Below are 14,923 nucleotides of genomic sequence, written 5' to 3'. Positions count from 1 at the left end.
GATTGCCCATGAAGCAAGTTTTCCCCGTTCACAGTCATAAATAATCGTCACGTTCCCAAAAAACCAGTCTTCTGAAAAACTTCCTATTAACCGCCCTTTCTAAGGTGGACAACCTTCCATAAAATACTTTTATGAATAAATTAATACAAGCCACGACCATGGTATCGAGGAAATCCGTTTAAAACTAAGTACTTATTTTGGGAGTGTATTGAAGGAGGAATAATCTAAAGTGAGAATTTTGATCGTTGGCACAGGCTACGTGGGTACGACGACGGGCCTTGTTTTTTGCGAAATGGGTCACAAGGTCACAGGGCTAGACCTAGACGAAAACAAAATTAAAGCGTTACAAGCTGGCAAACTACATTTTTACGAGCCTGGTCTCGAGGAGTTGCTCAGCAAGCATGTCGCTGCCCAACATATTGAATTTACAAAAAAGACAAAAAAGGCTGTTAAAGAGAATGATATTATCTTCATTTGTGTGGGCACACCCCAGGGAGCGGATGGCAGTGCAGACCTCACTTATGTTAAAAATGTCGCCCATTCGATCGGCAAATATATGAATAAATATAAAATTATCATCACGAAGAGCACCGTGCCAGTAGGGACAGCAGAATTGGTGACGAAATGGATCAAGGAAGGTCAAGAAGAGCAGATCCCCTATGATGTTGTTTCCAACCCGGAGTTTCTTCGCGAGGGCTCCGCTCTTCGGGATGCCCTCAATCCTGACCGGATTGTAATCGGCTCAACGAGTGAAACAGCAAGAACCATTATTAGAGAAATGTATAGAGACTTCCACTGTCCAATCGTCGAAACCAATCCTAATGCCTCTGAAATGATCAAGTACGCCGCCAATTCCTTTCTAGCGATGAAAATTTCATTTATTAATGAGTTAGCTAGATTGTGTGATGGGTTAAACATCAATATCAATGATGTTTCAAAGGGAATTGGCCTCGATACTCGGATTGGCCCGCAGTTCCTCCGAGCAGGTATGGGTTACGGTGGTTCCTGTTTTCCAAAAGACGTTAACGCATTAATTCAAATAGCAAAGGAAAATGGTCAACCGTTATCGATCTTAGAACATGTTGTAAAAGTTAACGAGGAGCAGACTGTTTTTTTTATTGAAAAAATCAAACAGAATCTCGGCGACGATTTGCTGAATAAGAAGATTGCTGTTCTCGGCTTATCGTTTAAAGCGAACACGGATGATACAAGGGAGTCGCCGACTCTTAATTTGATTAATCAACTGCTGGCAGAACAGGCGCAGGTGATGGTGCACGATCCAGTCGTAAAAATAGCTGGAGGACCATCTCTAGTGCAGCTTCAAAGTGTCGAGGAAACCGTTGTTGGCGCAGATGCGCTTGTTATCGGCACTGACTGGGATGAATATAAGAATCTTGACTGGGTCAGAATAAAGCAGCTTATGAACCAACCGAACCTTTTTGATGGTCGTAATATGTTGGATAAAAGGAAGATAGAGAATTTAGGATTCTATTATTCGGGAATTGCTAATCATTAGGGCATTAAGAAAAAGAGCGTCATCCATATTGATGCTCTTTTTCGCCTATAGATCTATATAAAACATCCTTACGTTTGTTGAAGGCGAAGATTAATCAAGTACCATTGGTGGAAAATTAACATATGTTATCAATGACCTTATTCAGGCAGGATGGTTGAACAAATGAAGACGATTGTTTTTTTGGGAAGTAACAATTTCGGCACTAGTAAAGAAGCGCTAACGATCGCGAAAGAAATGGGATACTTCATTGTTTTGTTAACAAACAAGAGGATGATAAATAAACACGAATTTCCTGATGTTGATCACTGTATCTATATCAAGGACATTTTAGATGAGACAAAGGTTATAGACGAACTGACCAATTTAAAGAAAATCGGAAAACAACTATGTGCATGTATTAGTTTTATTGACCCATATGTTTCTTATGCCGCAAAGCTATCTGAACATCTAGGATTGGTAAAGCTGTCAGCAGAATCACTTTATATGATGGAAAATAAAATAAGGTTCAGAGAAAAATTAAGGGGTCTTTCCAGTTCCCCTTTTTATGTAGTCTTTAATCATGATATACCTGTTGACCAGTTTGTACAGAAGTACAAAGCATTTTTACCATTGATATTGAAACCGCCAGCTTCCAATGGCTCAAAGAATGTACTCTTGGTTGAAACATCAGAGAAGTTTATGGCCGGGATAGAATTTCTACAAATAAAATATCCAACACAGCCGATATTAGTTGAAGAATATTTATTAGGACCTCAGTTTCTAATTGAGATCATTGTACACAACAATGAACTGACAGTTGTCGCAGTCATTGAGCAGGAAATCACTAATAACGAAAGATTTATCGTGACTGGATATCAATATCCGGCAATGTTAAACAGTGAAGACTATAAAAGCCTCATTGATTCAATCACAAGCATAGTCGATCAAATAGGTCTTTTAAATGGCTCGTGTCATTTAGAGATGAGAAATGTACAAGAAAAATGGAAACTAGTAGAGATCAATCCAAGAATGTCAGGGGGAGCGATGAACCGAATCATTGAGGAAGGAACGGGAATTAACCTCATAAAAGAAATAGTAAGAATGTCGCTAGGTGAGCAGCCTTCCTTAATTGAATCGCGAAAACAACATGTGTACGCCAGATATTTAACGATAGGCACCCAAGGTAAACTTCTTAAAGTAACAGGTAAGGATCATGCTATGGAGCATAAAGGTGTAAAATACGTTCATATCACCCCCCGGGAGGGAAGTTTATTAATCGTCCCTTCCTCTATGGGTAATCGCTATGCTTGCATCATTGCATCCTCGGATTCTCCAGATAGAGCAAAAACCATCGCAATAGCCGCTGCACAGGAAATAAAGTTTTATATAGAACCACTTTGAGCGATAAATGGGTGAATTGTCCAAGCATGAAATCCTTTACAATTCGCACATTCTCCTTGAACCATAAATATATTATTAAAAAGGACAGATACAGGGAGCTGTCAGTGAAATTGAGTAGCGAGAAGAGAAGTATACACGGTTTATGTGAAGCGCTTTTTGAATTGAAATCATTGCAAGACTTATTAACCGATTCCTCGACCAAATTCTCTGGAAAATTGCTTGCTAAATTAGTAGGCGTAGACACCATTCCTTTGGTATTAGTGATGAAAGATGGATTCCTATCACACAAGGGTGTGGAGATCAATCATGAAAATGGGAAGGAAGAGTTCTTTACATCTAATTATTTTCGAATTGAATCGATTGAAAAAGAAGGACGCTATGCAACGATTTCATTACTGCGTCCCCTAGATATACATGGCGAAACTCCACATTCACATATTGATGTTATGAGACTAAAGAAAACATCTAATCGTATAAAAGTTGATTTATTAAATATATATGCCATTCAAACCTTAGATATTGGATACCTTAAAAGGGAAATCATTATTGAGCCAAAATGGTAATGCCTCAACCTTCGCCCTAAGTATTTTTGGGGCATTTTTTATGGAAAAAAGGCAGGTGTATGCGAAATGCTTGGATGAAGCGCCCACATTCATCAAATATCAATAAAACTGAACGTCTGTCCGTGTCCAATGGATTAGTAATTGAATGTAATGTATAAGGTGGTACAGATAAAATAAAGGAGATTATTCAATGACATTGATAGGAATGTTACATCATCGTAAAGACCCCAAAACTGTTATAAAATCTTATGCATATGCAGCGGTTGCTAAAGCAGAAGGGGCGAGGTTTTTCTACTTTTCACCTGGGACAGTAAATTTTGTTAACAGTTCCATTAGAGGACAGGTGTATGAAAACGGCAAATGGGTGGAAAGAATCATGCCGTTTCCAGATGTCATCTACAATACAGGAAGTCCTGAAAAACTTGCCAAGTCTATGGCAATCATTCAAAAGTTAAAAGAAAAAATACCTTTTACCACTCACTCAATCGGTAACAAATGGAATATAAATGAGCGGTTAAAAGAGGCGAAAGAATTCTCAAACTATCTAATTCCGACAGAAATTGTAAAAGATACCGAGCATTTTTTCAAATTTGTAACTGCATTTGAAAAGGTTGTGTTTAAACCGATTGATGGAAGAAAGGGTAAAGGGATCTTTTTCATTTCTAAAAGTGGTAATGACTTTATCGTTAAGAAGGACTCCGAAAGTATTTCCTACTCTAAACCACAACTAAACGATCTAATAGCTTCAAAGCTTTCAACAGGAACCTTTATTGTCCAACCTTATATTCAATCAACCACAAAATCTGGGCAAGTGTACGATTTTAGGCTCCATGTTCAAAAAAATGGCGAAGGAAAATGGGTCATTACCACAATCTATCCGCGAATTGCTCCGATGGGTTCGATTATTGCCAATATAAACAATGGCGGCTTCACCAATTATTTAGATCCATTTTTACAACAAGAATTTAAAGAAGATGCATTTAATATTAGACGAACACTCGAACATTTTTCTTTGGCATTAGCCAATCATTTGGATGAGCTTCAAATGTTACAATACGGGGAAGTCATTGATGAAATTGGCGTAGACGTAGGATTAGATGAGAATTCTAAAATATGGATTTATGAGGTAAATTGGCGGCCTGGCTGTCCACCTGCCTTTTATTTGGAGTTAGATGTAGTAATCAATACGATTAGATATGCTATTTTTCTAGCAAAGAACCAAAAAACAATTAAGGAAAAAATAAATGCATTAAAGAAGAAAATAGCGGAAGAAAAAAAGGAAACACCAATTATCGCGATAACGGGGAGTGCCGGGAAAACAACGTCTAAGGCATTCCTTGCATCGATTTTATCAAAGAAGTGGAATGTATTTGAATCAAAGGATTATTGGAATACAACAGAACATACGAAAAAACATGCAGCAGAAATCACTCCGGCCCATGAAGCGGTGGTATTAGAGTACGGAATGGCCTATCCTGGTGTCATTACTGAACATTGCAGCATCCTCAAGCCTAATATCAGTATTGTGACAAATGTTGGCCTTGCTCATGTCGGCAATTTTGGTGGTGATATTACAAAAGTCGCTCATGCAAAATCGGAATTAATCCATGGGATGGACCAAAACGGAGTTCTGTTCCTAAACAAGGATGATCTTAATTCAACCTTTTTAGAGACCCAAAATTTCAAAGGGAAGATCATCACAATTGGGATAAATTCAGCCGCCGACTACAGAGCCTATGATGTTGAATATGCAGATACGGGAATGAATTTCAAGATGAAGCTTCAAGGGCAAGAAGTAATGCTATTTATACCCATTTTGGGAGAACATCATGTATACAATGCTCTAAATGCGATTGCAGTTGCCGATTACTTAGGATTCACGCCAATGGAAATTAAATTAGGGCTGCTCTTTAAAAAACCACCAAGAAGATTGACTATCTACAACTGCCGGGACAATATTACACTAATAGATGATACCGTTCATTCCCACCCCCAAGGAGTACGAGCAGCAATCGATGTTCTCTCCAATATTGGAAAACACCGAAAAATAGCGATTATTGGACAAATGAGGGAGTTGGGGGATTTAAGAGAGGAAGAATATCGTAAAGTTGGAGAATATGTGTTTGATAAAGAAATTGATCTTTTAATCACATATGGTTTTCGAACAGAAGAAATTGGGGCACAAGCAAAGGCAAAAGGTTTTCCCGCTAACAACGTGTACCACTTCACCAATCGTGATCAATTACATGAATTGTTAGTGAGGACTGTAAAAAAAGATGACACTATTTTGGTCAAAGGGGCTAGTAAAACAAATATGTTTGATACCGTAAAGTTTTTAGATCAAACATTTAGGTAATTTCTCTTACAGTTAACAACAGAAGAAAAGCACTGCACAATTTCTAGTGTACAGTGCCTTTCTTCTGTTATTTTTGCTGTTTCCGCAACTAAAGCTATTTACCACTTCACTTTGATTTTGTGAGTGTTCTATATTTAGATAGTACTAATCTAATTTTTTGATGACAACAGAAGCGTTTACGTTTGCTTGAGTGCCTCCTATCGGAGTTGCAAGTCCAACTGCTGCAGCAGAAGAGTGATTTCGAAGAGTAAGAACATCACCGGCTCCTATCGTAAATATAGCTTGTCCGTTGTTTTGCTGAGTTCCTGCACCTGAAGCATATATGGTTCCCGGAACCAGGTTACCATTTAAAAATAACGCAAATTGATTCGGTTCTGTACCTGACACAGAGAAAGTAACCTCATAAATACCAGCATCAGTAATTAGAATCGAAGGGGAACCGGGAGCATGCGTAATTCCAGCTGTGAGAAAGCCATTTGTATCAAAATTAACATCCGCCTCTATCGCAACAGTTTGAGCAGCTAAGTTGTAAATATAGGCTAATTCGGATAAACAGTCACAAGGAATAATAATACCCATAATAACACCTCCTTTCAACTTTAATATTACAGAATATTAATGAGGTGTCATTTGGCTTGTACTTTTAAATGAAATGGATGAAAAAAATTATTAAGTTTCAAAAGAACCGATTTATATTAGTTAATGTTCACGGTAAGGATTTCAAATTACCGATATTGGAATGAAAATGTTACAACCTCATGAGAACTAAACGATAAATTTTAATGTTAAAAAGCCACAATTTTTATAGAAAAAACGTGGCTTTTATTTGTTTATTTAATTGATGAAATTGATGTGATTTTGATGCTATTTTTAATTTTTGTCCCTCAGAAGAGAACCAGTTACACCTTACCGAAGTCCTTTTTTTGATTTGGGATAATCGTAATTCCATTTTATTCCTCTACTAAATGGAACTTAATCTCGTCTGCAGCACTTTTTGCGCGCTTTTTAGCTTCTTCCATACTTGCCCCTGTTGCCATCACATAGGCATATCGATGCCCCATTGATAATGGCGGGGTTAACTTAGTTCCCTTTCTGGGTTTTACGTAAACTTTCACTACACCTGGAGAACTTATGGCCCTTCTTCTTCCAGTAATCTTTTCTAATATTCCCTTTTTCGAAACAATGAGGTGCTGGGTAAATACGTAGTTCCTACATCTTGGTATTAATGATGGACTTTCTCCTAAATATAATTTAAGGGTTTCTTCTACTAAACTAAACCCAAATGCGGCATAAATCATTTCATTCATTGCACCACCGGAAATCCTCGGGTTGATTTCAATGAGTTTCCAGCCGCCTTTTGTCCAACGTAATTCAAGATGAAGGGCGCCATTCTTAATTCCGAGCTGTGAAATGATAGATTGCAGAACCTGTTCAATTCCTTCTTTTAGATGATTGGGCACATCCGCAAGCACCCCATAACCTGTAATAATAAATCGTTTGCCCTGTGTAATTTCTTGTTCGATCATTCCAGCAATCATAATCTTGTGGTTGTATATGAGCGCCTCGACCAAATATTGGTTTCCATCAATATATTCTTCAATAATAATGGTTTCATCTGGGTTCTTTTCTTGCAATCTTACAATCTGTTTCTCTAATTGCTTCCTTTTTTCCACAAACAACACGTCTTTGGAACCAGTCGATTTCGGAGATTTTACGATGACTGGAAAAGTTAACTCTGAGTTTATCGTTTCGAATGGAAGGGATTCATTTGGGTTAATATTGAAAAACTTAGGAGTATAAGGCTGTTCCTTTAGAGAAACCCTAGTTTCCTCTTTATTTTCCATTATTTTGATGGCGTTGGGAGATGTATAACTATCACAAAATTCTTCACAAAGAATGGAAGCACTATAAACATTTGAATCAATAAAACTGACAATGGTCTTTATTTCCTTACCCTTTAACCGTAACTTGTTAATTTCTTCTTTCATCATAGAAAGATTATTCGTATCAACAAAAATCATTTCATGAACATCTATATACTCTTCCCTTTGTTGCAATTGCTTTTCGTTATTTGTGAAAACAACCGTAAAGTAACCCAGCTGTTCCGCAGCTTTAATCGCTTCTCTACTCGATCCAGATTTATTTGTACCTATAAAAATTATCGTCTTCAAACGGTCCACTCCCTACATAAACTTCGATAAAACAACCTGTTATATATTTATGAGCTAAACCGTTTTTTGTATGGTTATGTATCCTGTAAAATGGGTCAGCAGAAAACAATCTTTTAAAAGGACACCAATATTAATCCATATCGTACAAGCAATTTGAAAACGAGCACATATGATGATTATGAGAAAGGAGTGTGATAGTAAATGAAGCCCTTATCGGTCGAGTGTATCAGAACAATCTTTTCCGGTGACTTGATTCAAGGGTCTGATGATGTAATTATTCATTTTGGCGCATACCGACTTAAACAAATAAAGAATCAAAATACCATTCTTTTTTTAAGGAGCAAAGTTGTCAATTTGAAAAAACTAGAGGTATATTTCCCTTTGGTGCTTGTTACAGATCAAACCATTAGCAGGAGTGAACAATTTAAGAATTTAACAATAATAATGGTCAAGGATGTGGAAGAAGCCTATTGGAAATTTGTAAAGTACTACCGAAGCCTTTTTCATATTCCTGTTGTAGCTATTACAGGGACAGCAGGAAAAACAACGACAAAAGATATGATTAGTCATATTCTTTCAGCTAAAAAAACAATTACAGCAACAAATAGTACCAATAATTCTCGAACAGCTCACTTACATTACCTCCTTAGCATTGATGATGACACAGAAGCAGCTGTTTTTGAAACAGCTGTTGGAGCACCTGGAGACGTGCTAAAGGCAGGGGAGTATTTTAAACCGACTATCGGCATTATTACAAACATAGGTGCACACCACTTGAATTATTGTAAAACGCTAGAAGGCTATATCCAGGCAAAAGGAGAAATGGCAAAAATACTTGATCATTCAAGCGTACTTATTATTAATTCGGAAGATGATAACACGAAAAAAATAGATTTAACCAATTATCTTGGACGGATCATAAAAGTTGGCATCGATCCATCCTGCCACTTTAAAGCAACTGGTATTAAATATGGTAAAGACGGGATGGAATTTAGTGTCCAACACGAGGAGAAAAACTACTCTGTTTTCGTTCCAGGTTATGGCGAGCACCAAGTTTATAATGCGCTTGCCGCACTTGCCGCTGTCCATGAAATAGGAATTGATCTTCCAGAAGCGGCAGATCGATTAAAAACATATAAAAATCTAAATAAGCATCTTCAAGTGCATGTTGGACTTAATGGCGCTACGATCCTTGATGACACATGGAGCCTAACGACCACTTCATTAAAAGCCGCTTTAAAGGTGTTAAGTGAAATTGAAGAAACGAAAAAGAAAGTGGCTATTTTAGGAACTATTACGGATTTAGGATCTTGGGGATACGTCATTCATGAACAGGCAGGGGAAATTATAAGCGAGTCAGATGTTGATGTTCTCATCACGATAGGTTTCCACGCCCGTATAATGGCTGATTACTTATTAAAAATAGGAACGACTTCAACGGTCTATTCATTTAACAATAGCACCCTTGTTTTTGACCTTTTAAAAGAAATCGTTGATGAAAATACAATTGTCCTGATTAAAGGGGATATGTATAGCAAACCAATGATTGAATTGGCATCTCAATTACGAAAGAAGATATAGCCATCTTTTTAACTTCATTGTTTAAGGGAGGAATCTTTTTGTACTAGCCTGCATTTTCTGTCAAAAATAATTTTATTAATATGGACAATCCACTGTGCCACATTATTAGTGCCATAAATATATTAAAGTATTCTACTAGAAAGGGGGGGATATTAATGGGTGTTCTTTGTCCTTGTGGCGTTCTTGTAAATGCTGTCTCGGAAAATAATAATGTAAAATTCACAGGTCAGACAGGAACAGTTAAAGGTGACTTGATTTACCTGGCTAATGTTTGTGTTACCACTCTTGGTACGTCGACACTATCCTTATCGTTTGTAGACACAGAAACTCCAGGGGTAAACAACTTCACTTTTACTGCAAATGCCATCACTTCTGTTACCTGTAAGCAGGAAGGGCAGAACTGTGTAGTTACTGTTGATGGTACGGGATTAGTGAACGGTGTACAATTTCCTTTTGAAGCTGTGTTTAGAGACCAGGTTGCTACAGCTGCAAATGATATCGTACAAAGTTTTGTGATCACAGGTTTCTTTGATCAAAATGGTGCAGCACCAGTTCCTCAAGGTTCTATCATTGCACTAGGTTGTCAGTAATGTAATGGTAATCGCTTCGGAACTCCCGGTCGTTAAAAGCCGGGGGTTTTTATTAAATACCAAATTATCCAAGAAAAAATACTCTACCTGAATAGAATATCTTAAGAATACTTTTAAGGGGTAGTGATCGTTGAAGGCCAGCCGCGGCCGAATAGGCCAGTATCGTATATTAAAGTCTGAAGAAAGTTTATCTAAGCATCTGTTAGAAACAGTACTATTTTCAAAGACGACCTTGTTCGCGTTTTTAGACAAGTATACATCCGTTGTCATTAAACCCGTATTTGGCCCTGAGGAGATTTATGTTTCTTCTAAAGATCATACCTTTCAGATTACTTCAAATGACAACGTAAAGATAGTGAATGAGAAAGAAGATCTTTATCATCATCTAGTCTGTAATGAGATTACTCAGAAGTATCATATTATCCAACCAAGATTGCTTCGTAATCCCTTCCAATGCTACATCACTGTTCACCGTTCGGTAGAATCAGATGAATGGTCTTTAAAATCTGTTACAGGGAAATCTCATTCCAAGTTTGGGAAATTCTTTTATCTATATTTGTATAAAATGATTAAAAACGTTGTGATTCGATCTGCACAAAAACTCGGTGAATTCTTTCTTCAGTGCAATACAATTGTATTTGAAATCTTATTCATGAATAAAAGAATTTGGATAGCAGATTCAGTGCTCCATTTTCCTATAAGTAAATGGAGTCAATATCAGGAACTTACTACATTAATTGATTTATCTCGCTATGTGCCAGTAACAGAATTATTAACGGAAGTCACTTTAAAGAATTTTCTTAAGAAATATAACGAAGTAATCATAAAGCCTTGTAATGGCCAACATGGAGTAGGCGTTCTATTGATTACGAAAAAAAATTCCGTTACTTATGAAATGCGTACGGGAAGAAAAACACTGACGAAATCAAATTTTGATGAAATCTATCGTTATATTAAATATAACTTTCTTTCTAAGAAAGATTATCTGGTTCAACAAAAAGTACCATTAGTCAGAATTGACGACTGCCCAATAGATGTAAGAGTCATTACTCAAAAATGTAATTCAGAATGGGTTGTTACTGGTAAGCTTGTTAAAGTCGCAGCTAAGGATTTTATCATTACAAACATGGCGCAAAAATTGCTAACATTCGAGAATGCGATTAGGGACTTAAACATCCCTCATTTAAATAACAACAAGCTTGAAGCGAAAATCGATAAGATCTGTATCAGCGCTTCTAGCCAGCTTGAACAAAACAATCCTGAGATTCATCTCATTGGATTTGATATTGGGTTTACGAGTCAGGGGTTCATTTGGGTAATTGAAGGAAATTACAAACCTGACCTCTCTATGTTTTATAGGCTGGATGATAAAAAAATTTATAGGAATATATCAAAAGGCAAACAAGGTTAAATACCCTTCTTTCCAGGAGTGTGACCTTGCCTTCGCCAAGCCCATGAAGGCATTAGCATATTCCTATTCAAAACCTATACATTATGAATTGGGTTTTCATATGATATTCAGAAGAAAGGAGGAAGTTGATTGCAACCTTTACTAGTGAAAGACATTCAACAGTTACTGCAAGGTAAATTAGTTGGAGGTTCGGTAAATTGGAAGGTAAGAGACGTTATTTACTATAATCGTCATGAACATACAAAGCGGCATACGCTAATGTTTGTTAGCAGGGACGATACGATTAACTGGACGGCGATTAATAATAAGGGGCCTTCTCTTGTAATTTCGGATAAGCCTGATTCAGAATTGAAAATTGCTCTTCCGAATACGACCGTTATCAAAGTTGACAGCCTTGTACAGGCATACTGGAAATTTATCGAGTATTACCGAGGCCTTTTTCATATCCCAGTGGTGACCATAACAGGAACATGCGGAAAAACAACAACGAAAGATATGATTAAACATATTTTGAGCAAGGATCAAAATGTTCAAGCCTCCGAAAGCAGCAAGAATGAACCAAGAAGATCATTACCCTATTTGATGGGGATTGATGAAAAAACAGATGCAGCTGTTTTTGAACATGGATTAGGAAATTCCGGAAACATTAAGCATCAGTGTATGATTTATCAACCGACAATTGGAATTATTACCACGATTGGCGTCCATCATTTAGATGGTTGCGGGAATCTTGAAGGATATATAAAAGCAAAGGCTGAAATAGTGGATGGAGTGAAAAAAGGCGGTACATTGATATTAAATGCTGATGATGAAAATACTAAAAAGGTGCCGCTGCATTCATTTAAAGGAAAGATTATTTATTTTGGAACTGATATGAAAGCTGATTTTAGAGCTTCCGCCATGAAGTTTGCCAATAATGGAATGGAATTTCTGTTACATGTGTCAAATCGTACGTACGAAGCTTTTATCCCCGGCTATGGCGAGCACCAAGTATTTAACGCACTAGCTGCACTTGCAGCTGTAAAAGAGATTGGAATAGATATTGAGGAAGGAATTGTTCGTCTTTCCACCTATAAAAATATGGAGAGGCATCTGGAGTTTTCTAATGGGTTCGGCGGCAGTACGATTATAGATGATACATGGACAAATAATCCTACTTCTGTGGAAGCTGCCTTAAAGGTGCTTGATTCTCTTGGCGAGGGTAAAAATGTCATTCTTGTGCTAGGCGATATTAATAGACTAGGGAACTTTGAAAAGAAGTATCATCGAGAAATTGGCACTTTGGTTGCTAAGAGAAACATTCACACGCTGATTACAATCGGCAGTAAGGCAGAAGAAATAGCAAGACAAGCGAGACAAGACGGAAGCAAAGCTAATATTTATATGTTTCAAGATGTCAAAGGACTTAAAGAAGTTTTGGAGCCTATACTTGATAATAAAGCAATTCTACTTATTAAAGGACCTATGTCAAGCCGATCGATGATCGATTTTGCGAACAGTTTAAAAATGACCTAACAAAGAAGCATTCGATTGCCGTAGCATCGAATGCTTCTGATTGTTTTAACTTCTTTTTCAATTACATCATCAAAGAACGCGTCTCGCTGAAACATAGTTGTTTTTAGCAAACACAGAATCCAGGCTATCTTTCACGACACTGCCGGAAGTGGGGAGTGTAATAAATTGGTTTCCACCAATATAAATTCCCGTTTGCGTAATTTTAGAACCGCTATTATCTGTAGAGAAGAATAAAAGGTCTCCCTTTTGCAAATCAGCTTTTTGGACCGCTTTACCCATCTGCGCTTGTTGGCTTGCTATTTTATATTTTAAATCGATTCCTTGATTTTTATAGACATAGTAGGTAAAGCCGGCACCTGTAAATGTTAAGGTACTCTCATTGTAAGAATACCCGAATTTTGCTTTCCCGATAAGACTGGAAGCAAAATCGACAACTTTATCAGCTGGTAAGCTACTTGCTGTCGGCGGTGTCACTTCCGGTACCACCGTGTCAGAGAAAACTCGTTTTGCTGTAATATAATGCTGGTCATAATAATCAACAAACAGAACTCTAGTCAGGATACCGTTTGAATTGGGAATAATAATTCTGTGGTCACCCGCATATATGGCTACTGTAGACGGTGTGTTTGAACCGATAGCACTATTAAAAAAGATTAAATCACCTTTCTTTAAGTTTCCGCGTGAAACGGTTGTGCCGAGTTTCATTTGTTCTTTTATATTAGTTGTTCCTAGGTTTACGCCATTTGTTTTATAAACATAGTTTACAAAACCAGTGCCTGTAAACTTCATTGCTTTTTCATCATTTACATTGCCCATGGTCACTTTATTCATTAAATTAAAGGATTGCTCAACGATTGTTTCACCTTTTGTTGCTGGATTTGAAGGGAGTAAGCTTGGTAATACTCTTCGGGCAGAAAAGTAAGCATCTGTATAATATGGCTTACTATTCATATCAGCAATCACAATATTTTGTTTTGAGTCAGCCATATGAATCACTTTATTGTCGCCAATATACATTGCGACATGATCGGGATCTGTGCCTGTTTTTTTACTTTTAAAGAAAACTAAATCCCCTTTTTGTAATTGATCTCTCGAAACGTAAGTTCCTTGTTGTACCATATAATTTTCATTATAGGTTGCAAGATCTACTCCATTCTGTTTAAAAATATAATCAATGAACGTTGCACATGAAAATTTGTAAGGGTAAGTTGACTTATACTCTGACGTACTGTAAGTTGCCCTTCCTATTAAACTTTTACCGGTTTGAATTAATTGATCTGCCTTTGCTTCGACAGCTAGTTGGTTGTTTTGGGGATTAACTGTTGCTGCTGAGACCTTTATTGGATTAAGAGCGATAGGAGCCGCTCCAAAAGTACCAAAACCAAGTGTGATTGCTAATGTAGTTGTAACCAAACGTTTTTTCATAGTTTACCTCCTGAAGTGTGATAGTTCTTCTTGCAACCGAGTTTATCATATAAAGGAGACCAGTCCTTGTGGGGAAATATCCCAGTACACTTTGTTGTATGAGAAAAAGCCTTTCCACTCAAGGGTTTTACTAAGAAATTTACAGTTTGGTTACAAGGGTTACAAAGGATTTAAAATCAAATTCCTACTATATATTAGTCGTTAAGCCATTTTTTTACGATTGATTGAGGTGAAAAACTTTTATCTCCTTTCCTAAAAAAACTTTAAATAAGGTATTGACCAATCTATTATTCTCCTGTAATATATGAAAAGTCGTCACTGAGGCGATGAACAACAAATGAAAATAGTTATTGACATGAATAACTTGGAATGTTATGATAATAAAGTTGCTTCAAACGAAGCGGCGAACTTGTTC

Annotated in this window: 11 protein-coding genes; 8 read left to right on the top strand and 3 right to left on the bottom strand. The window is 37.1% G+C overall.

Annotated elements, in window-relative coordinates; translation table 11 throughout:
* Positions 1 to 229: 229 nt before the first annotated feature.
* The 4 genes from BSO02S_RS24925 (at position 230) to BSO02S_RS26720 (ending at position 5,815) form a co-directional block, all read left to right on the top strand.
* Positions 230 to 1,516: a UDP-glucose dehydrogenase family protein gene (locus tag BSO02S_RS24925; protein WP_084375176.1), complete on the top strand. Its 1,287-nt coding sequence runs from the start codon at positions 230 to 232 to the stop codon at positions 1,514 to 1,516.
* Positions 1,517 to 1,678: 162 nt separating this feature from the next.
* Positions 1,679 to 2,896, top strand: a complete 1,218-nt coding sequence (locus BSO02S_RS24920) for an ATP-grasp domain-containing protein (protein WP_066074397.1) — start codon at positions 1,679 to 1,681, stop codon at positions 2,894 to 2,896.
* Positions 2,897 to 3,000: 104 nt separating this feature from the next.
* On the top strand, positions 3,001 to 3,459 hold the full coding sequence (locus BSO02S_RS24915) for a CotY/CotZ family spore coat protein (RefSeq protein ID WP_169802796.1): 459 nt from the start codon (positions 3,001 to 3,003) through the stop codon (positions 3,457 to 3,459).
* 190 nt (positions 3,460 to 3,649) lie between these two features.
* Entirely contained in the window at positions 3,650 to 5,815 is a 2,166-nt protein-coding gene (locus BSO02S_RS26720) for a YheC/YheD family protein (protein ID WP_084375174.1), read from the top strand.
* A gap of 144 nt (positions 5,816 to 5,959) precedes the next feature.
* Here the strand turns inward: BSO02S_RS26720 and BSO02S_RS24905 are convergent, their stop codons facing one another.
* The gene (locus BSO02S_RS24905; RefSeq protein WP_066074392.1) at positions 5,960 to 6,394 is read right to left on the bottom strand and encodes a BclA C-terminal domain-containing protein; all 435 of its coding nucleotides are present in this window, start codon (positions 6,392 to 6,394) and stop codon (positions 5,960 to 5,962) included.
* 371 nt (positions 6,395 to 6,765) lie between these two features.
* Positions 6,766 to 7,986, bottom strand: coding sequence for an ATP-grasp domain-containing protein (locus BSO02S_RS24900; RefSeq protein WP_066074389.1), 1,221 nt, complete (start codon positions 7,984 to 7,986; stop codon positions 6,766 to 6,768).
* Between the two features lie 201 nt (positions 7,987 to 8,187).
* Between BSO02S_RS24900 and BSO02S_RS24895 the strand changes: the two genes are divergently transcribed.
* The 4 genes from BSO02S_RS24895 to BSO02S_RS24880 all read left to right on the top strand — a co-directional run bounded on the left by BSO02S_RS24895 (position 8,188) and on the right by BSO02S_RS24880 (position 13,083).
* Positions 8,188 to 9,567, top strand: a complete 1,380-nt coding sequence (locus BSO02S_RS24895) for a Mur ligase family protein (RefSeq protein ID WP_066074386.1) — start codon at positions 8,188 to 8,190, stop codon at positions 9,565 to 9,567.
* A 155-nt stretch (positions 9,568 to 9,722) separates the two neighbouring features.
* The gene (locus tag BSO02S_RS24890) at positions 9,723 to 10,157 is read left to right on the top strand and encodes a hypothetical protein (protein WP_066074384.1); all 435 of its coding nucleotides are present in this window, start codon (positions 9,723 to 9,725) and stop codon (positions 10,155 to 10,157) included.
* Positions 10,158 to 10,287: 130 nt separating this feature from the next.
* Positions 10,288 to 11,568 (top strand): YheC/YheD family protein, encoded by a 1,281-nt coding sequence (locus BSO02S_RS24885; RefSeq protein ID WP_066074381.1) that lies wholly within the window; start codon positions 10,288 to 10,290, stop codon positions 11,566 to 11,568.
* Positions 11,569 to 11,697: 129 nt separating this feature from the next.
* Positions 11,698 to 13,083 (top strand): UDP-N-acetylmuramoyl-tripeptide--D-alanyl-D-alanine ligase, encoded by a 1,386-nt coding sequence (locus tag BSO02S_RS24880; protein ID WP_066074379.1) that lies wholly within the window; start codon positions 11,698 to 11,700, stop codon positions 13,081 to 13,083.
* A gap of 69 nt (positions 13,084 to 13,152) precedes the next feature.
* On the opposite strand, the gene BSO02S_RS24875 is transcribed toward BSO02S_RS24880, so the two are convergent.
* Positions 13,153 to 14,508, bottom strand: a complete 1,356-nt coding sequence (locus BSO02S_RS24875; protein ID WP_066074376.1) for a C40 family peptidase — start codon at positions 14,506 to 14,508, stop codon at positions 13,153 to 13,155.
* Positions 14,509 to 14,923 lie beyond the last annotated feature (415 nt).

The sequence above is a fragment of the Neobacillus soli NBRC 102451 genome, from assembly GCF_001591665.1.
Lineage (GTDB): Bacteria > Bacillota > Bacilli > Bacillales > Cytobacillaceae > Neobacillus > Neobacillus soli.
Note: the sequence above shows the minus strand (reverse complement) of the source record. Positions and strands in the feature narration are given on the sequence as shown.